We start from the raw sequence: 23,780 nt of genomic DNA, 5'->3' as shown, positions 1-23,780 counted from the left end.
TCGGCACGCGAATGGGCCACAATGGTGTTATGTCTGACACGTCGACTTTTCACGTCGCATCCGATTCAAGCGTGACTACGCGACTGGTTCAGCGCGTCCAACGGGGACATTTCCCCTGGTGGAGACGCGCCGTGACCTGCGATATCGGCGGCGGTGTGACCGATGAGGATTTGGAAGTTATCGAAAAACTCTCCTTCGATTTTGCACGCGTCGGCTTCACGGCTGTTGCCGTCCGGCCCGCACATGCCGACATCGCGGTGGATGGGTCGCGCCTGGCATCATTTATCGAGCGTGTTCACCGCACCGGCGTCAAGGTCATCGTCCGACTGTCCGGCGCGCGCGTGCCGGGCAGCAGCGAGGGAGCGTTTGTCAACTTCGAACAGGACGTGTCCTCACTGGTCGTGCGCACGAGGGCGGCTCTGAAAGCCGGTGCCGACGGGATTGACCTGGGAATCATTCGCGAGGATGACCAGTCAGGTGACGATCAGGCGCAGCGCTTCACGCAACTGATCCACATTCTGCAGGCAGAGCTGGCTGATTTTGAACGCATGCCAATTCTGAGTGCGGAAAGTTCCATCACCACTCCGCATGCCCTGAGCCGCCACCTGGAGGAAGACTGGTTCCACCATCTGCGTGACGACGCACTGGTCACCTGCCCGTGGGACATCACTGAGCTGCATGAACGCATTGCGTGCACGCTGTCGGAGCGTTCGCGTCTGGGTCACGTTGCCGCCTGGCAGTGGTCGCACTGCGTCACCGACAACCGCCCCGTTCTTCCCTCCCCTGGTTCGTGGGAGGAAGGCGCTTCGCAGTGGCGCCGCAATGCGATGGCACTGGTGGCGCTGTCACTTCCGGGCGCGGCCTACACACCGTTCGACAGGCTGGCCGGTCGCCGCAATTTTGATGCTCACGACGGGGCTCACGTGGAGTGGGAGCCGAGTGAGGATGCGCGCCGCGAGCGCGAAATGGTCTCACGTGCCCTGAGGATCCGTGTTGAGCGCTCCATGGGGTCAGGATCCTTGGCATACGTGAACCACCTGGCCTGGGCGCATGAGGGTGTGGGTGTGCACCTGTGCGCCGGCGTCATGGTGGTGGTCAACGCTTCTGATACTCCTGTTGAGGTTCCGCCCGAACATGCGCTGCTGCTTGATTCAACGGGGCGCTCCGGTGGTGAGCCGAATCAGCCCACTGTTGTCGGCCCTGACCAGTGCGCCTGGTTTGAAGCAGCCTTGGTTCAGGCCCCTCCCGTCTCCAGCTATTCGTAAGCCACACGGGCCTGCTCAATCAGAGAACCATCAGCGCCCGGGCATTGGCAACATCGCGCCGATCTTGATCCTGGGTCGGTCTGTTCTGCGGAGCAGCCCGACCAACGCGCTAATTGCTGGTCACCGCCGCAATCGGCAGGGAGGGACGATCGCCGCGATCGACGGCGAATTTGGACTGGGCGGCCAGTGAGGCCATCGCGCAACTTCCGCATGCCGGTCAGCGTGGCTCAAATCCCTTGTCTTCCTCATCCCACACAATGTCGACTGTGCCGAAATCCAGCACGCCATCCGCGCTTTCGCGCCGATGCTGTTCCATCGCCGTTGAGATCATCAGTTTGATGCGGTTGAGCTGGTTGACCTGAGAGGCAGCGGGATCGTAGTCAACGGAGACAATGTTGGCGTTCGGGTAACGGTTGCGCAGCGCGCGGAACATGCCTTTGCCGATGATGTGGTTGGGCAGGCAGCCGAAAGGCTGTGCACAGATGATGTTCGGGCAGCCATGTTCAATCATGTCGACCATCCCCAGGTTGTGAGCGTTCCACGATGCTGATGCCATCGCGTTGTGGAAGAACTGGATCAGTGTGGGCAGTTCCGCCTCACACCCTTCCTCTTCAATAACACGCACCGCGTGGTTGTTTGCCTCGAGATGGAACTTCACCAGGATTTCCCCGACCAGTCCCACCAGGGGTTTGCGCGATGTCGCGCATGGCAAGCGCGGCGACATGCGCGAAATCATCAGACGCATCGCAGAAGAAGAATTCATTGCGAATGGATACGACGGCACCACAACCCGTCATATCGCGGCTCGCGCCAACTGCGATCCGGCAATGGTGAACTATTATTTCGACTCCAAGCAGCGTTTCCGCTCCTACGTACACTCCAGCATCATCCCCGACATTACTGACTTTATTCATCAGCACGTGTGCGGAACTGACGCTCCTCCCCTGTCACCCGCCACGCGCACAGCGATTGCGCGGGAGATTGAGTGCGTCATGTCCACGCTGTACGGTGTGGCCACGATGCGCTACATTGTCCAGCTCGAACCTCTCGCATCCATGTCAGAGCAGGCACTTATCGACGAGTTCGCTCCCATCGCGCAGCGCCGCCTGGATACGGTTGTCGAACTGGTTCGCTCGCCACGGAGCCGGTAGGTCTCCTCGCGCCCACACGCTCACGCTTCCTTGGTCAGGTGAGTGATGGTGTAGGTTTCGCCAGGACGCGTATCGAATGCGAGGTGCGTGGCGTCCAGCAGCGTCGATCTCACGCACGCGCCGTCAGCGCTTGTCACGGTCGCGTTCGAGGCTCCCGACAGACGTACCACTGCGTGCCCGCCACTTCCGGAGGTAATCGTCATCAAAGTGACGGCGCCATCGGCCCATTCATAGCCAACCGTGAAGTTGCCGCGAGCGCGCAGCCCACTGACTCGACCGTTTCTCCACACGCGCGGCAACGCGGGCGCTGGATACATATAGTTGCGGTACCCGCGTCCATCCTGACCCACCCAGGTCGAATTGGACTGCAGCAGCATTTCGCTGACACCTGCGGTGTAGCCGAAGTTCCCGTCGATCTGGAACGGCGGGTGTGTATCGAACAGGTTGGGGTAGATCCCGTTGGCAAAAAGAGACTGGGTGATGCGGTGCGCACGCTCCCCATCACCGGCGCGGGCCCACGAATTCAGTCGCTGAGCAATTCCCCACCCGGTCGCGCGGTCAGATCGATCATTCATCGACACCTTTGCCGCGTCGAGGAATTCTGCATGATCAACAGTGATCAGGTCGCCAGGATAGAGGCCCAGCACATGCGACATGTGGCGGTGGTAGCACTGATAGTCCGCGATCGCGGAGCCATCCGTATGATGCCCGAGGGCGCCCTCGTCGTACCATTCCTTGATCTGGCCTGAGTCGCCAATGACGATGGGGTCGAGCAGCTGCCTGGCGCACGCCCATGAACGTGAAGCGTCCGAGGTGAACGCGCCGCCATTTTCCCAGTCCCGCTCCCAATCGTCGATGGAGCAGCTCTCATCCATCGTCAGCCGATCGGCATCCACCTGCAGCACCTCTGCCGCTTCGATGGCGTCAGTCAGCATTTGCCAGATCAGGGTCTGCTCGTACACGTTGCCGTCAGTGACCGGCCCATGTTCGGGCGAGTAGGCAGGCGATGAGACTAGGCGGCGTGTGCCCGTCGAGTCGGTGGACGGGTGCAGCAGGCGCTGCACGTACAGGTCTGCCTGTTCTTTGAGCAGCGGGTAGATGTCTTCTCGCAGGCGCTCCGTGTCCCCGGTGAACTCGTACCATTCGTAGACGTTGTGCAGCATCCACGGAACCACGGCGGGCGACCATCCCCAGAAAAAGTCACGTCCCGGAGTGGTCCAGCCAAATGGAGTGTTCTCGGTGTGAGCGCTGAAACCTGATCCTTCACTGCCATCGGTACCCAGGTAGATGCGTGCCGTGCGTCTGCCCGGTTCGACCAGAGCCTTCATGAAGCGGATCATCGGATCGGCAGTTTCGACCAGGTTCGTACTGTAGGCCGCCCAGTAGATCATCTGCATGTTGACGTTGAGGTGGTAGTCGGAGTTCCATGCATTCGGCCCAACGGTATCGTCAGACCTGTTCGCCCATACGCCCTGCAAATTGGCTGGCAGCAGTGAGTTCTCCCGCGAGGAGCTGATGCCGAGGTAGCGTCCGTACTGAAACAGCACAACTTCCAGTTCGCGTTGCTGCGCAGGCGAGGCATCTCCTGCGCGGTAGGCGTCGAGTAGCACGTCAGTCGGAACGGTCCGGGCGCACTGATCCGCTTCGCCCCCGTCACATTGGCCCGCATTTTTCGCGTCGCATTGGCCCAGGTCCAGCTCCACTCTGTCAAACAGCGCGCTGTAGTCACGCTGGTGGCGTTCACGCAGGTCATCAATGCTGCGTGCAGCAGCCTCTTCCAGCACCGCCCTGACACGTCTCGACACATCGCGCGGGCTCTCGCCAGTTCGATATGCCGGAAACGTCAGCGCATAATCAGTCGCCGCGCTCACCAGCAGCGACACGTGCGTGCACCCTGCAATACTCAAGTGGTCTCCCCCGTCGCTGACCTCGCCGTCAGTGCTGGCCACTTTAATTGCCGAGGCATAGCGCAGGCCGTTGTTATGCAGTGCACCGCTGACTTCAAGGAGGCCTCCAGCCACGTCAACGGTGGTGCGCTCAGCGTTTTTCTGACTGTCCTGCTTCGTTGGAAACGACACGGCCAGTGTCTGTGCGGTGGTGGACGTCAGATGCATGACAAGAACGTTGTCAGGGTTGGAGGCAAAGTATTCGCGGGTGATGTGTGTCCCGTCATGATCGAATGCGACGTGCGCGATCCCGGTCGACAGATTCAGGTCACGTTCATAATTCGAGTAGTGGTCATCAGCGAAACCGTAGTCGAGGTAGACGGTTCCCCACGCCTGGTAGCCTCCTTGTTCGGCGGCATTGAAGCCGCCTATGAGAGTGTTCGACGCCAGGCGCGCTGCTTCTTCGCGGCGTCCCTGTTCGAATAGGTGCTGCACCGAGCGCAGCGTCTGGCCGTTTCTGCCGTGTTCGACTGAGTTGCCGCCGTCATAGGTCGGCGTGCTTCCCGGTCCGCCCGTCCACAGGGTTTTCTCGTTGAAACCGATGCGATCGCGGCTGATCTCACCAAATATCGCGCCGCCCAGGTCACCGTTTCCGATCGGCATCACTGTTTCCTGCCAGATGCGAGAGTCAGCGTCCACGATGGAGGGCGAGCCAGCTTGCGGCCCTTTTCCACTGGACATCAGTTCGGTCAGGCTCGCCGGTTGCCTGTACCACAGGCGCAGGTCGTGGTGGTGTGACGTTGTATGCTGAGCGCTCGCCATGAGGCGCCTTCCTTCGATCGGTGCGCGGTGCGCAATGTCAGTGCGCACGGTGCGCATGTCCACGTAGTGTGTGTGCTACCTGTTGAGCCGGCAACTGGCCAGGCGCACTGGACGCGCCGACCGTTGCAAATGTGGCCGCCAGTCCAAACTCAGGCCCCGCCAGGCGCGTCGCCACACCAGCCTCGCCCATGCCGATACAGATCGTCGGCACGTCCAGGTGCGACATCGCCCACCGTCCAGCCTGCATAATCGCGTCCGCATCAGCATGTGAGTGAGCGCGATAGGCGACCTTGACGATATCTCCATCCAGTGCCGCCATCTGCTCAAGCTGGCGCGTGATCTCTTCAGGTGACGGTGTCAGCTCCCAGTTGTGTGCGGAAATAATGACGGTACTGCCATCGTTGTGAGCATCGTCCACGATCTGTGCGCTGCTCGGCCATCTGGCTTCCACGTCCACACAGGGCGCAAGCGCCGCCAGGTTCCTGACATTGTGAGCGTATGCGTTTTCATCCAGGGCGCTGCGGCCGCCCTCGTCAATGGTGCGTATGGTGGCGAGGACGGGAATGGTGCACCGTTGGACAACAGCGCTGCACACGCTGGCAAGCTCGTCGGGATCTGGCCACATATCTGCGCGCCACTCGGCAAGATCAATCGGCTCGCCATGTAGGTTGTCGATCTCGTCGACGAGGGCGTCCCATGTGCTCCCGGTCAGCGGTGCGATAATTCTGGTCGGATGCCCCGGCCCCAGGAAAACGGGGCCGATCTGGACTTCTCGTTGCATGTTCTCACCCGCCTGACGCGTCATCTTCAGCCAGGTGCAGGTGCTGGCGTTCATCGTCAGTTAGTGTGCGCGAGTTGAGCCACCCATCGGGAAGATGCGGTTTCTTCTCGTGTCCTGCGCGTCCTCTGCTGCCCTGCGCTGCCGACGGGAAGGGCTGATCGAGGTCAAGATCCATCAGTCGCTCATGCAGCTCCTCCAGGGAGGAAACCAGATTGAGAGCCTGGCGAGATGGCCCGCCGATCGCGAATCCGCGCAGGTACCAGCCGATGTGAGCGCGCAGGTGACGCATCGCGCGATATTCGTCGGCCATTTCTTCGACCTGCCAGCGAGCATGCTGCTCAATGATGGGTGTGATCTGGCGGAGCGTGGGCGGTGGTGGAAGCGGATGCCCGTGCAAGGCTGCAACGAGTTCGCGGAACAGCCAGGGGCGGCCCTGCGCGCCGCGACCGATCACCACTGCATTACATCCTGTGCTGTCCATCATGGCTCGGGCATCGTCTCCGCTGAAAATGTCTCCATTGCCGAAGACGGGGATGTCCTCACGCACGACGTCGCGTAGTCGCGCAATCGCCTGCCACTGGGCGGCGCCCGAATAGTACTGGTGCTGTGTGCGTGCGTGCAGAGCAATACCGGCGACGCCTGCCTGCTGCGCAATGCGTGCGGCATCCAGGTAGGTCACGTGGCCGTCATCGATGCCGATTCGCATCTTGATAGTGACGGGAATATCTCGGCCGACAGTGCGGCCGGCATCGTCAGCCGCGCGAACCACAGCACCGACCAGTGAGGCAAACAGGTCCCGCTTGTAGGGAAGCGCAGCTCCCCCACCCTTGCGCGTGACTTTCGGCACCGGGCAACCAAAATTCAGGTCCACATGATCGGCCAGATCCTGCTCGACAAGCAGTCGGGTCGCAGCCGCCATCACGTCAGGATCGACTCCATATAGCTGGATGGAGCGCACCCGTTCTTCAGGATCCACGCGCACCATATCCAACGTGCGTTGGTTGCCTTCAACCAGAGCGCGCGAGGTCACCATTTCGGTGACATACAGGCCCGCTGGCGCATCGATCCGGGGACGTGGATGTGCCTGCCCGTCAGGAGCTGGACGCAAATGCTCGGGCAGGCCTTCCTCACCGAAGCGGCGGCACAGGCGCCGAAATGGCACATTCGTGACTCCCGCCATCGGCGCCAGGATGACCGGTGACCACAATTGAATGGGGCCGACAGCTACAGGCGCGAAGGCGGGAGCACACTGAACGGGAAGTAACGTCATCGGATGGACAGGTATGCCTCAGCAGGCGCCGAGCTTATCGGCAAGCCAGGCAGGAACCTCGTCGATCGGGATGCGCACCTGCTCCATCGAGTCGCGCTCACGGATTGTCGCTGCGTGATCGTCGAGCGAGTCGAAGTCAATGGTGACGCAGTAGGGTGTGCCGATCTCATCTTGACGGCGGTAGCGCCGGCCCACCGCGCCAGCATCGTCATAGTCCACGTTCCACCGCATGCGCAGGCTCTTCGCCAGTTCGCGTGCAGGCTCCTGCAGTTCCGGCTTGCGTGACAGCGGCAAGACGGCGGCCTTGACGGGAGCCAGACGAGGATCCATATGCAGCACCGTTCGCTTGTCCGCACCACCCTTCGCGTTGGGTACTTCTTCCTCGTCGTAAGCTTCCACGAGGAATGCCATGAGAGAGCGGGTCAGACCAGCCGACGGTTCGATAACATACGGAGTCCAGCGTTCGTTCTTCTGCTGATCGAAGTAGTCCAGCTTGGCGCCGGAAGCTTCGGCATGGACCGATAGGTCGTAGTCGGTACGGTTCGCGATGCCTTCGAGCTCGCCCCACTGGGAGCCTTGGAAACCGAACGTGTATTCGATATCAACGGTGCGCTTGGAGTAGTGCGAGAGTTTCTCTTTCGGGTGTTCGTACAGGCGCAGGTGTTCGGGATCAATGCCCAGGTCGACGTACCACTGGAAACGCTGGTCGATCCACTGCTGATGCCACTGCTCATCAGTGCCCGGTTCTACGAAGAACTCAAGCTCCATCTGCTCGAATTCGCGGGTACGGAAGATGAAGTTACCTGGCGTGATTTCGTTGCGGAAGGACTTGCCGATCTGAGCGATTCCGAACGGTGGTTTCTTGCGGGAGGTCGACATAACGTTGGCGAACTGCGTGAAGATACCCTGTGCTGTTTCGGGGCGCAGGTAGTGCAGTCCGGCCTCGTCATCAACGGGACCAAGGAATGTCTTGAGCAGTCCGGAGAAAGCCTTGGGCTGTGTCCACTGACCGCGCGTCCCACAGTTCGGACACGGCACGTCTTCCATCGACACGTCGCCTTCATCTTTCGAATGCTTCTCAGCGTACTGCTCGATTAGTTCGTCCTCACGCAGACGCTTGTGGCAGGACAGGCATTCGGTCAATGGGTCAGTGAATGCTGTGACATGACCGGACACTTCCCACACGCGCTTGGGCAAAATAACGGCTGAGTCCAGTCCCACAACATCGTCACGGGAGCGCACAACAGTGTTCCACCATTGGCGCTTGATGTTTTCTTTCAGCTCCACACCCAGCGGACCGTAATCCCAGGCTGAACGGGTACCACCGTAGATTTCCCCGGAGGGAAACACGAAGCCGCGGCGCTTGGCCAGGCTGATGACCGAGTCGAGACGTGAAGGGCCTTGTGCCATGTTGGATATTCTCCTTATTTTCATCGTCGCACCTGGCTGGTGCGACGCTCACGCGCTCGAGTCTACCGGTTTTACTGCGTTACCCCTTCACTGCGCCCGCTGTCAGACCCGACACAATGTACTTTTGCAGATACTGGAACAGCACAATCACCGGAATTGCCGCGACAACGGCTCCTGCGGCGAACAGGCCCCACGGTGCCACGCGCTCATCGGCAGCGCAGTTGTACATGCCGACAGCCAGTGTGAAATTTGATTCGCTTTGCAGCACAACACGCGCAATGACGAAGTCGGAGAAACTGGCGATAAAGGACAGTAAACCGACAACAGCCAGGATCGGGATCACGAGCGGCATGATGATCGTCCAGAACGTCTGAGCGTGGCTTGCCCCGTCGATTTCGGCCGCTTCGTCAAGTTCGCGGGGAACGGTGTTAAAGAACCCGTACAGCAGGAAGGTGTTCGACCCCAATGCGCCGCCCAGATACACGCAGATCAGCGCCAGACGAGAGTCCAGTCCCAGGACCGGAAAAACGTCCTGGAGGGCGAGCAGCAGCAGGAACAGTGCCACGAATGCCAGCATCTGCGGGAACATCTGAACCAGGAGCAGGAAGGTGAGTGTGCCGCGTCGCCCTCGGAAACGAAAACGGGAAAATGCGTAAGCGGCCGCAGCGCCCATCAGCACTGTACCAATCGCGGTAATCGATGAAACGATCAGCGAGTTCTTGATCCACTGCCAGTACGTGGTTTGCCCCAGTGCTTGGAAGTTCTCCAATGAGAAGTGCTGGAATAACTTGTTGGCTCCGGTCAGCGTCGCGCCCGGCGACAGGGAAACAGACAAGACGTACAGCAGAGGAATCAGACAGTAGATGGTGACGAGGATACCGACCACATACCTCCACCCCAGCTCTCGCATCCATCGGCCAGCCGACATCGAGTGGCGTGTATTGTTCGCCTGATCGTTGTGTGCGCCGCGTGTTGTGGCAGCTTGAGACGTTGATGCAGTAGTCATCACAGTTCCTCCAATGCGCGCGTCTTCCTGAAGCCCAGCCAGGAGATCACTCCTACGACGATGAAGATGACGATCGACATGGCTGATGCCAGACCGAAGTTCTGCCCGCCCCGGTCAAATGCGATCTTGTAGACCATCGAGATCAAAATGTCAGTCTCACCCACCGGCACCGACAATCCCGGATAGGACGGGCCGCCACCTGTGAGCATGTAGATCAGTGAGAAGTTGTTGAAGTTGAAGGCAAACGATGAGATGAGCAGTGGGACCGTCGATTGCAGCACCAGTGGTAGCTTCACTGACCACACTGTGCGCAGCGCCCCTGCTCCGTCTATCTTCGCCGCCTCCATGACGTCAGAGGGCAACGATTGCAGTGCACCCAGGCAGACGAGGAACATGTATGGGAATCCGAGCCACAAGTTCACCCCCAAGATGGAGACCTTCGCCCACGTCCCATCGGTCAGCCACGGAATATTCGCTCCGGGCATCCAGCCCAGCAATGCCTCGTTGACGAAGCCGAAGCGCTCGTTGAGCATGCCGCGCCAGACCAGGGTGGCGAGGAAGCCAGGGAACGCGTAGGGCAGAATCATCAGGGACTGGAAGATCCGTCTGCCCTTGATGCGCTGATCAGCGAATGTCAATGCCAGGAAGAGGCCGAAGGCGAAGGTGGTGATCACCGATCCGAATGCAAAGACGAACGACCAGATCAGCGATTTAAAGAACGGGACGGCCAGGTCAGGGCTAACCACCATTGAGGCGTAGTTGTCGAAACCGACAAAGACGCGCCACCCGGGCGTGAGGTGCTCGCCGTCTGGTGAGGTGAAGAAACCGTCACTGTCTGCCGTGTACACCACGCCGGTTGCCGTGTTTGTCATGGTGTCGGCTTGTTCGTCGTAGTGGAATGTGGGCTGAGCCAGATAACCTTTGGAGCCGTCAGTGGTGACGTAATACCCGTCGTCAGGGTTGTCACTGACCGGTACAGTCAGGTTGACCACGTCGTTTTGTCGGGCTGCAACATCTGCAAACGCGAGGACGTCGTAGCCTTCCACCGAGGTGATACCCAGGGAGCCGACTTGTGCGTTGACCTCATGAAGCGGCACATCCTCAAAACCGACGCTCACCGCATGTGTATCGGGATCTTCGACCGCCAGCCCCAGTGTGCCGCCGTCGTCGACGACCGCCATATTGACGGTGGGCGCGCCATCCACCCTTTTCTTGTTCTCCATCATGATGGAGCTGATGGCGTCAGCTTTGGTCGAGTTATGCCCTTGCCCGTAGTTTGTGAAGGACACGTAGCCGGTATACCCCATGACGAAGACCTGGTAGATCAGGAGGAACACCAGGCCGGGGATCAGGTATTTGGCGGGCAGCATCCGCGAGGAAAAATAGATGAAATCGACGGCAACCAGCAGAAGGACCAGTAGCGCCACGATGAGCCACGACTGGACGAACGCCGCTGTGATGATGCCGTAGACGCCGAGTGCATTGACGAGCATCATCAAGATCAATTTGGCGATAAAACCGGGCCTCGTTATGTCGCGGGCATGTGAGGTGCGGTACGAGGGGGCCTGCGGTGAATCCGTTGACTGTGAGGACTGTTCTGTGTGAGAAGACGTTGCTGATGAAGGCGACGACATGGCCTACTCCTGATTGGGTGAACAGGGTGCGGGCGGCACGGTGGATGAGAAAAGAGATGCGAGGCGCCTCGTTTCTCATCCCCGTGCCACCGGTCTGTCACGCTGCAGTGAGCAGCGCGACGCGACAGACACTACTCAATAGCGCCTTGAATGTTGGAGATCATAGTGTTCCAGCCTTCTTCGGGAGCTTCCTTGCCGGAGATGATGTTTGCTTCGGTCAGACCCCAGAACTGCCACACGGCGCTCATCTCAGGAATAGACGGCATAGGCATACCGGTTTCGGCAATCTTGGAGAAAGCCTGAATGTCAGGGTCATCAATTGCGGCGGCTGTTTCTTTCAGAGCCGGTGTGCGCCCAGCCAGGTCGTACATTTTCTGCTGCGCTTCGGGGGTCTTCATAAAGTCCATGAACTTCGAGACAAGCACCTGGTTCTGACTCTTTGCAGATGCGTAGAAGACCTGGACGCCGACGAACGGCGCCGCTGTTTCACCTCCCGCTGAGGGGATGGGCAGCACAGAGATGTCCATGCCGGCATCGCGGAAAGCGTCAACGTTCCACGGACCCGTCACGGTGTATGCCGCTTTGCCGTCCAGGAAGGACTGCTTGGCGATTTCGCCGGTGATGTTGATGTCGAAGATTCCAGCGTCTGCCTGTTGCTTCAGCCATGTAGCATACGCCACCCCCTTTTCGCCACCCATCGTCAACTCTGAGGTGTAGGAGCCGTCAGCTTCCTGAGCAAAAACCGTTGCACCAAAGGAGGTCTGGAATGGGTAGTAATGGTACGGGTCTCCCTGATCTCCGGTTTGGAGGACGAACGGATACTCGGCTCCTGTCGCTTTGCCCGATTCGATCATCTCGTCGAATGTGGCAGGCTCATCCGTGGTCAGCGCGTTATTGCGCACCAGTGCCAGCGATTCGGTGGCGTAGGGTACACCGTAGGTCTGCCCGTCATAGGTCACGGCCTGCACTGCTGATTCGGTAAAGGCGTCAGCTGAATCGGCAATGTCAACCGGAGCGACGACACCATTGTTGACCAGTTCTCCCAGCCCATCGTGAGCGGTCACCATCATGTCGGGGCCTTTGCCGGTAGGTACCTGCGCGATGAAGTCTTTCGACATGGTGTCGTTGGACTTGGAGAAGATATTGACGTCAATTTGCGTTTGAGCAGTGAAATCTTTCGCGAGTTCCTTCAGCGGCCCGGTTCGGGTGTCATCTGCCCAGATAGTGAGGGATCCAACGGTTGCAGCACCGTCCGAAGCAGACTGTCCGATGGCGGACTGTTCCGCGTCAACACCGTCTGAGGACTGGCCGGACGGCGAATTTCCGCCGCACGCTGTCAGTGTGGCAACGATGGCGAGGGCACCAAGTACAGTTATGCGTCTGCGCATTCAAACTCCTATGATCGGGTGATCGTGAATCCGCACGCTCCGCTGCCGTGCGATTGTAGCTCTTACTGTAAATAATCTCCGACAATTGTGCAAGGATTTACAGAAAAGATAGAGAACTGTTACATTCAGTACAGCGTCCACTCGGTGAGCCATGCACGGCTCACCCTCGTGATCGACTACGATCGATAAGACGTACATAACCGGGAGGGTTCAATGCCGAAGCACCGCACACGGATGACTGATATCGCTGAACACGCGCAGGTGTCAACAGCTACCGTGTCACGCGTCATTAACGGAACTGGCCCCGTGTCAGCCGAGACGCGCCACCGCGTCCTGACGGCGATTGATTCTCTGGGGTATGAACGCCCCCTTCCTGAACGCTCCTCCTCCACCCCCTGCATCGGGATCATCATCCCCGAACTGACCAATCCAATTTTCGCCGCATACGCCCACGCCATCCAGGCCGAGGTTTCGCGCACAGGTGCAATCCCATTGATCTGCAGTCAGACTCCCGGCTCCACCTCCGAGGGTGACTACGTTCAAACCCTTCTGTCCCACGGATGCTCCGGCTTGATTTTTGTGTCGGGGCGTCACGCCGATTTTCGCGGAGATATGTCCCGCTACCATCACCTGCGCGAACGACGCATCCCATTCGTCACCATCAATGGATCACGCGAGGAGATTGAAAGCGCAGATTTTTCTGCCGCCGACCAGATCGGTATCTCGATCGCCGTGCGTCACCTGCGCGAACTGGGACACACACGGATCGCTCTACTGTCCGGGCATACGCACATCGTGCCCGCCAGCAGGAAAGTCGACGCATTCAAGACAGTCATGGCTCAGGAGTTCGGAATCGACAAGCCGCGCATTGTCGAAACGTTCTACACATACGAGGCCGCCGCAGCTGCAACTCACGGTCTGCTCGATGAGGGCATGACTGCCCTCGTCACTGGATCAGATATGCAGGCACTGGGCGCAATTCGCGCGGCAAAGTCACGTGGCATGCGCGTGCCGGATGACCTGTCGGTTGTCGGGTTTGACGATTCGCAACTCATGGCTCACCTCGATCCACCCCTCACGACGATCCGCCAGCCTGTTGATGCGATTACCACGGCTGCAGTTCGCACTCTGTTCGAAGCGATCAAGAATCCTGACATGCCCGCCACGTCCGGGGCATTCCTGTACACACCGGATCTGGTTGTCCGCGGTTCGACTGGCCGAGCGCCGTCCACATCGCGATAAACTACACATCTCACACCAGGTCCACTTGACATTCATTCTCACTTACGGTGGAGTTGTAGGTATGAAGATCTCGCGTCCTCTCCTCACCCTCGTCTGCGCTGCCACCGTGCTCGCCGGGTGTTCCACTCCTTCAGCACCCCAATCCACGCAGTCTGAACGGTCGGTCATCGCTGACGCAGGCCAGTCCTCCCAGTCCGACACATCGACGGTACTCAACGTCGCGGCATCCTTCTACCCGTTGCAATATCTGGTGGAGCAGATCGGCGGTGATCGTGTAGCCGTGTCGTCACTGACACCTCCGGGCGCCGAACCGCACGACCTGGAGCTGTCGCCGGCCAAGGTGAACGAATTGGGGCGTTCAGACATCGTGGTCTATCTTTCTGGTTTCCAGACTGCCGTCGATGACGCTGTTGCGATCAATCCACCCGAACATGTTGTTGATGTTGCCAGTGCTGTTCAGCTCCTGTCCCCCACACACGCAAATGAGGACACACAGTCGGGGCACAACGAGGCCGAGGACACTGACTCGACGGATGAGGAACACGGCGATCACGACACAGGTCACGAACATGACCACGGTGACGTGGATCCACATTTCTGGCTGGATCCCCAGCGTATGGCTCAAGCTGCCACGATGATTGGACAGGCGCTCGCAAAAGCCGACCCAACCAACGCGCAGCTGTACACCACGCAGGCGGCCCAGGTGTCTACTTCCCTCAACGAATTGTCGACGGAAATTGTCGAGGGCACACGCAAGTGCGCTCACACGACATTCATCACCTCGCACGAGGCCTTCGGTTACCTGGCCGACCGCGCCAGCGTGAACCAGGAAGGCATTGCCGGTATTGATCCGGAAACATCGCCCTCGCCAGCCAAACTGAAGGAGATCTCCGAGCTGGCCAAGAAAGAAGGCGTGACGACAATTTTCACTGAGACTCTCATTGACCCGAAGATTGCGCAGACACTGGCAGAGGACCTGGGAATTAAGACCGCAGTCCTTGATCCCCTCGAATCCCAAAACGATCCATCCAAGGACTACATGGACGTGATGAGAGACAATCTGGCTGCTCTGCGCACAGCACTGGATTGCAAGTAGCCCCCGCAATGACCTGCCCCGATGCGTCTGACATGACCACTCTTGCCGTCAGCATGCGTGACCTGCATGTCGCGTGGGATGACACCCTCATCCTGCACGGCATTAACCTGGATATACCCGCCGGACAAACGCTCGCCGTGACGGGTGCCAACGGTTCCGGCAAGTCCACGCTGGTACACGCGATCCTTGGCACCGCACCGGTGACACGCGGCAGCATGTCACTGTTCGGCATGCAGGTCAGTGCGCACGGCAAGCGACCATGGTCGCGCATCGGCTACGTCCCGCAATATTCACGCGCAGGCGGCGGCGTCGCCTCCAATGCGCGTGAAGTTGTCGCCTCAGGTTTACTGGGGCCTCGAAAATTCTGGCTGTCACGCTCCGATCGACGCAAAGCGCTCGGTGCTCTGGAACTGGTCGGGCTCGCACATCGCGCAAACGATCCGGTCTCCATCCTGTCGGGTGGGCAGCGTCAGCGCGTCAACATTGCGCGCGCCCTGGTGCGCCACCCGGATTTTCTCATCATGGATGAGCCGCTAACTGGAATCGATTCGGTTTCGCGCCAACGCCTGGCGTCGATCGTGCAGTCAGCCAAGGACGGGGGCACCACCATTGTGTTGGTCCTGCATGAGCTAGGGGAACTACGCCCCCTCCTGGATCGTCAAATCACCATTGCCGCCGGCCACATCACCTACGACGACGCCCCACAACCGGCATCGACCGAGGAGGCGAGCCATCATGGGTGAGGCACTCGCCGGCCTTTTCACATCCCCACTGATGCTCCGTTCCCTGCTGGCAGCGCTGCTGGTCGGACTGTGCGCACCCATCGTCGGCACCTACCTGGTACATCGCCGCATGGCGATGCTGGGAGACGGCATCGGGCACGTCTCGCTGACGGGTGTGGCTCTGGGCTGGATCGCCGGGACAGCTGCAAACGTGACGCCTTCTGATCAATGGGCATTGCCGGGCGCCCTTGTCGTATCAATCCTGGGCGCGGTGACGATCGAAGTCGTCAGGCTCAGTGGCCGCACCAGTGCCGACGTTGCCCTCGCCATGTTGTTCTACGGAGGCATCGCCACCGGCGTCCTGCTGATCGGTCTGGCAGGTGGAACGTCCACACAGTTGAACTCGTATCTATTCGGATCCATCTCAACAGTGCAATGGGGAGACGTCTACCTCATTGGCGCACTGTGTGCACTCATCTTGCTCATCGGCCTGGGATTGTCGCCTGCACTGTACGCAGTGACCGATGATGAGGACTTCGCGCACTCAACCGGCCTTCCGGTGGCTGCCCTGTCCATCCTCATCGCGATCCTGTCGGCGTTAACTGTCGCAGTTGCGATGCGCGTCGTGGGCTCGCTCCTGGTGTCGGCCCTGATGATCGTCCCGGTCGCAATCGCGCAACTCGTCACCCGTTCCTTCCGCTCCACAATGGCCTGCGCAATGGCTCTGGGAACCGTGCTATGTGTCGGCGGCCTTGTGGTGACCTACTTCGTGGATGTCTCCCCCGGCGCACTCATCGTGGTGGCAGCTATCGTCGTATACATCCTCGGATTCGTTATCAAGGCTGCCATTGACGGAATTCGACGAGGGCGACGCCTCCAGGTCACCGGCGGACATACACATCTGATTGCCGGTGATCCTCACGCTCATTCGGCGCATCCTGACTCCCCCGATCGGATGGGCACACCACCAGCAGATGACACACTGTAATCTCCATTTCTCGCCTCAACCCTGTATGCTTCCAAGAACGAGAAGATTTACTTCAGGGTCGGCAAGAGGGGGACATCGTGCAGCGGATGACTCGGCAACGTCAATCCGTCTTTAACGAGCTGCGTCGTGACAAGGACTTTCGTTCCGCACAGCGGATCTACGACGACCTGACAAATCAGGGGCAGCGCGTCGGCCTAGCGACGGTCTACCGCAATCTGCAGGCACTGGCTGAGATGAATGTCGTCGATGTCCTGCGCATGGACGATGGCGAATCGATGTTCCGTCTGTGCGAAGATGAAGGCCACCACCACCACCTGGTGTGCCGCAACTGCGGTCACACTGAAGAGATCGAAGTCAGCGAAGCAGAATCCTGGATTTCTCAGATCGCCTCGCAGCACGGCTTCACTGAGGTTGCCCATTCGCTCGAAGTATTCGGTCTGTGCTCTGAGTGCAGCGCTGTTGAGGATGACGAGGACTGATGCCAGTTCCCCAGTGGGCCTCAAGCGGGCTGCCTCTTTTCATCTTCCTGTTCTTTGTCGTCTTCTTGCGCGCCCAGGGCACCTATTGGCTTGGTCGAGGCGCCGCCGCGGGCGCCCTGAAAGGTGACGGACACTCCGGCCTCATCGGCGCGATCGCCCGCTGGTTTAACGGGCCTGTTCCCCGCCGCGGTGCAGAACTGCTCGAAAAATGGGGACTTTTGATCATCCCGCTGTGTTTCCTCACCGTCGGTGTTCAGACAGCGGTCAATGCCGGTGCCGGAGTTGTCCGGTTGAAGTGGCGCACCTATACCCTCGCGATGCTTCCCGGGTGCGTAGCGTGGTCGATCATGTACGGGCTGGGACTGCTGGCTGTGTGGGTCGCTGCCATCGGCGCAATCGCAGGCTCTCCGATTGCATGGATCGGGATCGCTCTGGCGGTGATTATTCTGGCCAGCTGGCTCATTTATCGTCGCTCGCACCCCAAAGCGGCACCTCAGGAAGTCCTGACGTGCGAGGAATCCCCGGTATCAGCACAGTAGGACGCTCACCGAAGCGGCGCGTGCGGTGAATTGACGGCACCACCGAAACGGCGATCACGTTTCCCGTAGGACGCCAGACATTTCCACAGTTCACTGCGGTCAAATTGCGGCCACGGCGTATCCACGAACATCATCTCCGCGTACGCCAGCTGCCAGAGCAGGTAGTTCGAAATACGTTGCTCGCCTGAGGTGCGAATCATCAGGTCGACATCTGGCACATCGGGCAGATACAAGTGGCGCGCAAACGTCCGTTCAGTCACGCCAGCCGGCTTCATCGTCCCGTCAGCAATCTCCATGGCAATCGTGCGTGCAGCGTCCACAATTTCGGCGCGCCCACCGTAGTTGACACACATAATCAGATCGAGCGTCCGGTTCGATTCGGTGGCGCGCTCAGCTTTTTCCAGGGCGTGAATAACGGACTTCCACAGTTTGGGTCGCCGTCCACTCCATCGCACGCGCACACCCCATTCATCAAGTTGGCCCGTCCTGCGCGTGAGCACATCGGGCGCGTAGTTCATGATGAAACGCACTTCAGCCGGGGAACGTTTCCAGTTTTCCGTCGAAAAGGTGTAGACGCTCAGATAGCGCACGCCCGCGTCAATGGCACCGGCGATCGTGTCCATCAGGGAGTATTCTCCGGCGTGATGCCCTGCCGTGCGATTCAATCCGCGAGCATTGGCCCATCGACCATTTCCATCCATCACGAGGGCGACGTGGCGAGGCACGCGGTCAAAAACGGGAACCGGTTGGGACCACTGACCCGGACCCAGCACAGGAGCAGTGGGATCTGATGGTGCCCGATCAACCGGAGCCTGGGCAGATGTCATGCCCGTTTCCTTTCGAAGAGCTGGAGTGCGCGCAGCTTACGTTCCAAATGCCACTGCGTATACGCCGATGTCAGGTGTGCGACGCGTTGCCGGTCATACGCTTCGGTGCGGTCAGCCTGATCCCAGTTTCCGGCCAGGAGGTGCCCCATCAGTTCCATCGTGTTCTCCGAGACGGCCACTCCCCCTTCGCTTTGGCACTCGTCGCACAGCGCGCCACCCTCGGAAATGGAGAAGGACGTGTGCGGGCCGGGCTTGCCGCAACTGGCGCATGCGAAGCACGAGGGTGCCCACCCCGCCACTGACAGGGCGCGTAGAAGATACGAATCGACGACGAGGACCGGGTCGTGACGCAGGTTGGCCAACGCGTGGAGTGCTCCGAGCAGGAGTGAGTATTGAGCGTGTGCACCGTCAGCTGAATCGGCCGTGAGGCGTTCGGCTGTTTCCACCATGACCGTTCCGGCGGCGAACAAATCGAAGTCCGAAGCCAGTTGAGTGCCGTAGGGGCGCAGCATTTCGACCTGCGTCACAATGTCGAATGTGCGGCCACGGTGCAGCTGCACGTCGATCAGTGAGAACGGTTCCAGGCGCGCACCGAATTTCGAGGTGGTGCGGCGCACTCCCTTGGCTACCGTGCGTACCTGCCCGTTTTCCTTGGTGAGCAGGCAGACGATACGGTCAGCTTCCCCCAGTTTGTGGGTGCGCAGGACGATCGCCTGGTCTCGGTAGCTTCTGATCACGCTCGCATTGTCTCACAGGCCGGTCGAGGTGCCACAGGACACGTCGACCGGCACCGTCAATGTGCTATTAGCGCAAAGCGCGGTTCATGGCGGAAATGACTGCCTTGTAGGTGGCTGTCGTGATGGACGAATCGATGCCGACGCCCCAGACGATCTGGCCGTCGACCGCTGCTTCCACATATGCGGCTGCGGTGGCGTCACGTCCCTGGCTCATGGCGTGCTCAGAGTAGTCGAGGATACGCACATCCAGGTCGAAGTCGTGCATAGCTGCGACGAAAGCGTCGATCGGGCCGGTTCCCACGGCGCTGATGGCAACGGGCTGTCCCTGGTCCAGGATCTCACCGCGCAGTTCCACTTCCTGCTCTTTGCCGCGCGTGTACAGGTGGAAGTCTCCCATTTCGAAGCGTCCCCACGGGGCCAGGCCACTTGCCCTGTCGGCGGGCAGGTATTCGTCGGTGAAGATCTTCCACAGGTTTTCGGAGTTGATCTCTCCGCCAAAAGAATCTGTGTGACGCTGAACGATGCGTGAGAATTCGATTTGCAGGCGTCGCGGCAGTTCCATGTGGTGTACGGTCGACATGAGGTAGGCGACGCCCCCTTTGCCGGACTGGGAGTTGACGCGCACGATCGCCTCGTAGGAACGTCCCACGTCATGCGGGTCGATCGGCAGGTACGGAATGCCCCACGGCACAGCGTTTTCATCTCCGCCAGCTTCCGCAACTTTCTTCTTGCGGGCTTCGAAGCCCTTCTTGATGGCGTCCTGGTGCGATCCGGAGAAGGACGTGTAGACCAGGTCCCCCACGTAGGGCATACGCGGTGGGGTTTCCATCATGGTGCAGTGTTCCACCGTGTGCCGGATGCGATCCACGTCGGAAAAGTCAATACCCGGATCGATACCCTGGCTCATCATGTTCAGGCCGAGGTTGACCAGGTCCACGTTGCCGGTTCGTTCGCCCTGTCCAAGCAGGCATCCCTCTACGCGATCAGCGCCGGCCAGCAACGCCAGTTCCGCTGCTGCAACACCCGTTCCGCGGTCATTATGCGGGTGGACGGACAGCGCGATGTGGTCGCGCCTCGACAGGTTCGTTGACATCCATTCGATCTGGTCGGCAAACACATTAGGCGTTGCGCGCTCCACCGTTGCCGGCAGATTCAGCACAATTTCACGGTCGTCGTCAGGCTGCCAGATATCCATGACTGCTTCGCAGATTTCGGCTGCGAAGTCCAGCTCCGTGTCCACGAAGATTTCCGGTGAGTATTCGAAGCCGAAGATCGTGTCATCTGAGAGGACTTTTTCTGCCCGCGCCATGATTTCCCGGGTGCCGCTTTGTGCCAGGTCAACGGTTTGTGACTTGTCCATACGGAAGACGAGCTCGCGGAACAGTGGCGAGGTTGCGTTGTACAGGTGAACCGTTGCCCGGGGAATGCCGACGAGGGCGTCGATGGTGCGCTCAATGAGTTCGGTGCGTGATTGTGTCAGCACAGACACTGTCACGTCTTCAGGGATCGCCTCATCGTCAATCAGAGAGCGAACAAAGTCGTAGTCGGTTTGCGATGCCGCTGGGAATCCAATCTCGATTTCCTTGTACCCCAGTGAGACCAGCAAATCGAACATGGCACGCTTGCGCGTGGGATCCATCGGCTCGATCAGTGCCTGGTTGCCGTCACGCAGGTCGGTGGACAGCCAGCGCGGGGCGCGTGTCATGCGCTTGGTGGGCCATGTGCGCGTGGGCAGGTCGATGGGGTTGGATTCCAGGAATGGAATGTACTTGTCAACCGGCATGGGGCTGGCTTGAGGTGTGGGAACGTTGGCTGTTGTGCGCATCTGCTTTCTTCTTTCCTGCTGGTGTCGATTCCGGTGGCGAACCGGCTTGACCGGGGTCGACAAACGCCGCGACGAGGTTCCGGCCTTTTCAGGCCTCGTCGCGGCACATAAGCAGGAGTGCGCGCTGCATCATATTCTCCACCGTAATGAGATTGGGACCACCGCGCCGCACGCGTTTCACAAAGTGGACACTACGCGCCGCTGGTCAGACGCCGGTTCCCGTGCAGTTGACGTTTGAATCGACGATGCCAAACCTGTTGATGCGCACCGCGCCTGCGTCAGTTCATGCGTCAGCCGGCGCTGTTAGAACTGTTATCAGCGCGTGCGGCCTGTGCACGCCATCTGCGAGCACATGCCTGCAGACGCAGGGTGCTGATCACTGCATATACCGAGATGGGCGACAGGACGAGCGCCGGGATATACAGAGTCAACGCTGCGGCTGTTGGTACCGCGAAGTATGCCCAAGCCATGACTGGAATAAGCAACACGAATATGACCATGATGATGAACGCAAAAACCTCACGCACTCTGTTGCGTGAACGAGCAGCCAGCAGGTCGTTGCCTCCCGCATTCCATCTGTGCAGGTTCATCTTCTGACGGATGCCTGCATGATACAGCCAGGCGGCAACCGCTCCGCCCAGCAGCGTCGCGGCACAGAAGAGTGCGATGTAGGCGCCGCCGCTCAAATCAGCGGGGTGCTTGGTTACCAGCCACATCGTCAGCGGCGCAAGAAGGAATGCTCCGATCAGTCCCCCGCCCTGTGCGGCTGCTCCACGGTCATCGTTGTCTACCGTGAGATAGGCGTGATGCGTGACAGGCTCATACATCACGTAGCGACCCTCGTGCGGACCCACTGGGATCATCTGGCTCCGAGGAATGCGGCAGCTTCCCGGGCGGTTTGTGTCTTCCTTATTCACTCGAACATGATAGGTCGAGGGACGTAGTGGCGCCGGTTCTTGAGCTGTTTCATGACAAGGCAACCTGGAAGGAATGCGCAGAGGCTTCGCCGGGGCCGCCCTCGTCGAAGCGACCGGGAATTCTGGCCCCGCACGCCGGACACGTCCCGTTAGCTGTCACGTCGTAGCTGATGAGGCGGTACCAGTCGCGCACGATGAGTTCGTGCCCGCAGGAGGCGCATGTGGTGGTATCCGCTTCGATGTCGTGAACATTGCCGCAGTACACGTAATGCAGCCCTTCGTCGAGTGCAATGGAGCGGGCTCGGCGCAAAGTCTCAGGTGGAGTCGGTGCAGTGGTGCGCATTTTGTGGTCAGGATGGAATGCTGAAAAATGCACAGGCACATCAGAGCCGCACTCACGCAGGATCCACCGGCACTGACTGCGGATTTCCTCAGATGAATCATTGTGTCCAGGGATCAGCAGGGTTGTCAGTTCCAGCCACGTGCTCCGCTGGTGGGCAACCCATGCAATCGTCTCCAGGACGTCGCGCAGGTGAGCGCCTGTCAGATGCCAGTACATGTCCTCGGTGAAGCCTTTGAGGTCAATATTTGCCGCGTCCATAGGCGCGAAGAACTCAGATCGAGCTTTCGGAGAAATGTAGCCGGCAGTCACAGCTACGGTGCGCACGCCCGCCTCGTGGCATGCCAGAGCCGTATCGATAGCATACTCGGCGTAGATCACGGGATCGTTGTACGTGAATGCGACCGCAGGAATATGATGTCTCACTGCCGCGTCTGCGACCATATGAGGCGTTGCGCGTTCGGCCAGGAGGTCCCATTGTCGAGCCGCTGAGATCTCGTGGTTCTGGCAGAACCTGCATCCCAGATTGCATCCGGCGGTACCAAATGAGAGCACAGCGGTACCAGGGTAGAAGTGCGCGAGTGGTTTCTTTTCAATGGGGTCCACGCAAAAGCCGCTGGAGCGCCCCCAGGTTGACAGCACAATGTCAGCGCCGCGACGCTCCCGCACAAAGCAGTATCCACGCTGCCCATCGCGCAGTTTGCATGCACGCGGGCACAAGTCACAGCGCACTCGACCGTCATCGAGGCGTGTTTGCCAGCGTCCGGTGATCGTGTGTGCAGGTGTGGACATGGCGCTGCGTGGTTTTATCGGTCGGTCATGTCTGACGCACTGGTCGGCGCATCATCGTCACCATCCGCGTCCTGGTCGGTGAAGGCTCGCACCGTGTAGGTTTCCACTCGGGCGTCCGGCGACCACCAGGTAGTGGGAAGGCCTGCCTTGCGTTTGAGGTGGGCGAAGAAGTCAGCTGGATCCGCAAGGTCGTCCCACACCTGCGGCAGGAACGTGGCGCGCCGAGTCGGACCGGCGATCAGGACGACCCCGTCAATTCCGGGACGCAACGATTCAAGCACCGCTTTCTCACTCAACGCCGGCAGGGCCACCGGGGCCGACAGCACCGACACCTCCACGCTGATGCTCGGATATTCAGTTGCGTCAAGGGGATCGAAACGCGGGTCGTGGAAGGCGGCTGCGAGGGCATTATGGATGACGTCGTCGTACAAAGATCCGCGCGGTGAGAGCGACCCAATGCATCCTCGCAAATGAGAGTTGATCGTCAGCGTCACAAAGCTTGCTCCTGGCTCCTGCAGCCATTCGGGCCGGTCGTGCGGTGCCGGTAGGGAGTTCATGACAATCTGGTCGGTACGTGTTCCCTGCAGCCTGAGCCGTATGGCTCCTCGCGCCAGTGGAACCAGGATGCGTCCCGCATTGTCTGGCAGTGATGTTGGCATCTGG

22 protein-coding genes are annotated in these 23,780 nt (G+C 59.7%); 8 read left to right on the top strand and 14 right to left on the bottom strand.

The window, feature by feature from the left end; genetic code table 11:
- Nucleotides 1-29 precede the first annotated feature (29 nt).
- Nucleotides 30-1,265, top strand: a complete 1,236-nt coding sequence (locus tag BN3002_RS02185) for a hypothetical protein (RefSeq protein WP_154955695.1) — start codon at nucleotides 30-32, stop codon at nucleotides 1,263-1,265.
- 217 nt (nucleotides 1,266-1,482) lie between these two features.
- Here BN3002_RS02185 and BN3002_RS02180 read toward each other — a convergent pair whose 3' ends face one another.
- Entirely contained in the window at nucleotides 1,483-1,989 is a 507-nt protein-coding gene (locus tag BN3002_RS02180) for a hypothetical protein (RefSeq protein WP_371935763.1), read from the bottom strand.
- On the opposite strand from BN3002_RS02180, the gene BN3002_RS02175 reads away from it, so the two are divergent.
- Complete coding sequence (locus BN3002_RS02175) at nucleotides 1,988-2,416, top strand: TetR/AcrR family transcriptional regulator (RefSeq protein WP_058236402.1); 429 nt, start codon at nucleotides 1,988-1,990, stop codon at nucleotides 2,414-2,416. The two genes, BN3002_RS02180 and BN3002_RS02175, sit on opposite strands and share 2 nt — an antisense overlap.
- Nucleotides 2,417-2,436: 20 nt before the next feature.
- Here the strand turns inward: BN3002_RS02175 and BN3002_RS02170 are convergent, their stop codons facing one another.
- From BN3002_RS02170 to BN3002_RS02140, 7 genes are all read right to left on the bottom strand, one after another.
- Nucleotides 2,437-5,124 (bottom strand): glycoside hydrolase family 95 protein, encoded by a 2,688-nt coding sequence (locus tag BN3002_RS02170; RefSeq protein ID WP_257525421.1) that lies wholly within the window; start codon nucleotides 5,122-5,124, stop codon nucleotides 2,437-2,439.
- A gap of 37 nt (nucleotides 5,125-5,161) precedes the next feature.
- Complete coding sequence (gene aroD / locus BN3002_RS02165; protein WP_157843499.1) at nucleotides 5,162-5,905, bottom strand: type I 3-dehydroquinate dehydratase; 744 nt, start codon at nucleotides 5,903-5,905, stop codon at nucleotides 5,162-5,164.
- Nucleotides 5,906-5,909: 4 nt separating this feature from the next.
- On the bottom strand, nucleotides 5,910-7,175 hold the full coding sequence (gene dusB, locus BN3002_RS02160) for a tRNA dihydrouridine synthase DusB (RefSeq protein WP_074026151.1): 1,266 nt from the start codon (nucleotides 7,173-7,175) through the stop codon (nucleotides 5,910-5,912).
- Between the two features lie 18 nt (nucleotides 7,176-7,193).
- Entirely contained in the window at nucleotides 7,194-8,585 is a 1,392-nt protein-coding gene (locus BN3002_RS02155) for a glycine--tRNA ligase (protein ID WP_058236399.1), read from the bottom strand.
- A gap of 79 nt (nucleotides 8,586-8,664) precedes the next feature.
- Entirely contained in the window at nucleotides 8,665-9,513 is an 849-nt protein-coding gene (locus BN3002_RS02150; protein ID WP_058236850.1) for a sugar ABC transporter permease, read from the bottom strand.
- A gap of 77 nt (nucleotides 9,514-9,590) precedes the next feature.
- A complete protein-coding gene (locus BN3002_RS02145; protein ID WP_371935768.1) occupies nucleotides 9,591-11,087 on the bottom strand; it encodes an ABC transporter permease subunit in 1,497 nt (498 codons plus the stop codon).
- 269 nt (nucleotides 11,088-11,356) lie between these two features.
- Nucleotides 11,357-12,613, bottom strand: coding sequence for a sugar ABC transporter substrate-binding protein (locus BN3002_RS02140; protein WP_058236397.1), 1,257 nt, complete (start codon nucleotides 12,611-12,613; stop codon nucleotides 11,357-11,359).
- Nucleotides 12,614-12,826: 213 nt separating this feature from the next.
- On the opposite strand from BN3002_RS02140, the gene BN3002_RS02135 reads away from it, so the two are divergent.
- The 6 genes from BN3002_RS02135 to BN3002_RS02110 all read left to right on the top strand — a co-directional run bounded on the left by BN3002_RS02135 (nucleotide 12,827) and on the right by BN3002_RS02110 (nucleotide 17,679).
- Nucleotides 12,827-13,855: a LacI family DNA-binding transcriptional regulator gene (locus BN3002_RS02135; RefSeq protein WP_058236396.1), complete on the top strand. Its 1,029-nt coding sequence runs from the start codon at nucleotides 12,827-12,829 to the stop codon at nucleotides 13,853-13,855.
- Between the two features lie 61 nt (nucleotides 13,856-13,916).
- Nucleotides 13,917-14,951, top strand: coding sequence for a metal ABC transporter substrate-binding protein (locus BN3002_RS02130; protein WP_058236395.1), 1,035 nt, complete (start codon nucleotides 13,917-13,919; stop codon nucleotides 14,949-14,951).
- A gap of 32 nt (nucleotides 14,952-14,983) precedes the next feature.
- Nucleotides 14,984-15,694 carry a metal ABC transporter ATP-binding protein gene (locus BN3002_RS02125; RefSeq protein WP_074026150.1) on the top strand — a complete coding sequence of 237 codons (711 nt, stop codon included), beginning with the start codon at nucleotides 14,984-14,986 and terminating at the stop codon, nucleotides 15,692-15,694.
- Nucleotides 15,687-16,661: a metal ABC transporter permease gene (locus BN3002_RS02120; RefSeq protein ID WP_058236394.1), complete on the top strand. Its 975-nt coding sequence runs from the start codon at nucleotides 15,687-15,689 to the stop codon at nucleotides 16,659-16,661. The genes BN3002_RS02125 and BN3002_RS02120 overlap by 8 nt, the downstream gene beginning before the upstream one ends.
- Before the next feature lie 77 nt (nucleotides 16,662-16,738).
- Nucleotides 16,739-17,140: a Fur family transcriptional regulator gene (locus BN3002_RS02115; RefSeq protein ID WP_058236393.1), complete on the top strand. Its 402-nt coding sequence runs from the start codon at nucleotides 16,739-16,741 to the stop codon at nucleotides 17,138-17,140.
- Nucleotides 17,140-17,679, top strand: coding sequence for a DedA family protein (locus tag BN3002_RS02110; RefSeq protein ID WP_058236392.1), 540 nt, complete (start codon nucleotides 17,140-17,142; stop codon nucleotides 17,677-17,679). Before BN3002_RS02115 ends, BN3002_RS02110 begins: the two co-directional genes overlap by 1 nt.
- A 5-nt stretch (nucleotides 17,680-17,684) precedes the next feature.
- On the opposite strand, the gene BN3002_RS02105 is transcribed toward BN3002_RS02110, so the two are convergent.
- The 6 genes from BN3002_RS02105 to amrA all read right to left on the bottom strand — a co-directional run bounded on the left by BN3002_RS02105 (nucleotide 17,685) and on the right by amrA (nucleotide 23,776).
- The gene (locus tag BN3002_RS02105; RefSeq protein ID WP_058236391.1) at nucleotides 17,685-18,506 is read right to left on the bottom strand and encodes an isoprenyl transferase; all 822 of its coding nucleotides are present in this window, start codon (nucleotides 18,504-18,506) and stop codon (nucleotides 17,685-17,687) included.
- Nucleotides 18,503-19,240 carry a DNA repair protein RecO gene (recO, locus tag BN3002_RS02100; protein WP_058236849.1) on the bottom strand — a complete coding sequence of 246 codons (738 nt, stop codon included), beginning with the start codon at nucleotides 19,238-19,240 and terminating at the stop codon, nucleotides 18,503-18,505. Before recO ends, BN3002_RS02105 begins: the two co-directional genes overlap by 4 nt.
- Nucleotides 19,241-19,310: 70 nt before the next feature.
- A complete protein-coding gene (gene leuA, locus BN3002_RS02095; protein WP_058236390.1) occupies nucleotides 19,311-21,068 on the bottom strand; it encodes a 2-isopropylmalate synthase in 1,758 nt (585 codons plus the stop codon).
- 290 nt (nucleotides 21,069-21,358) lie between these two features.
- Nucleotides 21,359-21,931: a hypothetical protein gene (locus BN3002_RS02090; protein ID WP_058236389.1), complete on the bottom strand. Its 573-nt coding sequence runs from the start codon at nucleotides 21,929-21,931 to the stop codon at nucleotides 21,359-21,361.
- A 103-nt stretch (nucleotides 21,932-22,034) separates the two neighbouring features.
- Entirely contained in the window at nucleotides 22,035-23,117 is a 1,083-nt protein-coding gene (gene amrS, locus BN3002_RS02085; RefSeq protein WP_058236388.1) for an AmmeMemoRadiSam system radical SAM enzyme, read from the bottom strand.
- Between the two features lie 14 nt (nucleotides 23,118-23,131).
- Nucleotides 23,132-23,776, bottom strand: a complete 645-nt coding sequence (gene amrA, locus BN3002_RS02080) for an AmmeMemoRadiSam system protein A (RefSeq protein ID WP_058236387.1) — start codon at nucleotides 23,774-23,776, stop codon at nucleotides 23,132-23,134.
- Nucleotides 23,777-23,780 lie beyond the last annotated feature (4 nt).

The organism is Actinomyces ihuae (genome assembly GCF_001457875.1).
Taxonomy (GTDB): domain Bacteria; phylum Actinomycetota; class Actinomycetes; order Actinomycetales; family Actinomycetaceae; genus Pauljensenia; species Pauljensenia radingae_A.
The sequence above is the reverse complement of the archived record's forward strand: the minus strand, read 5'-3'. Positions and strand labels throughout refer to the sequence as shown.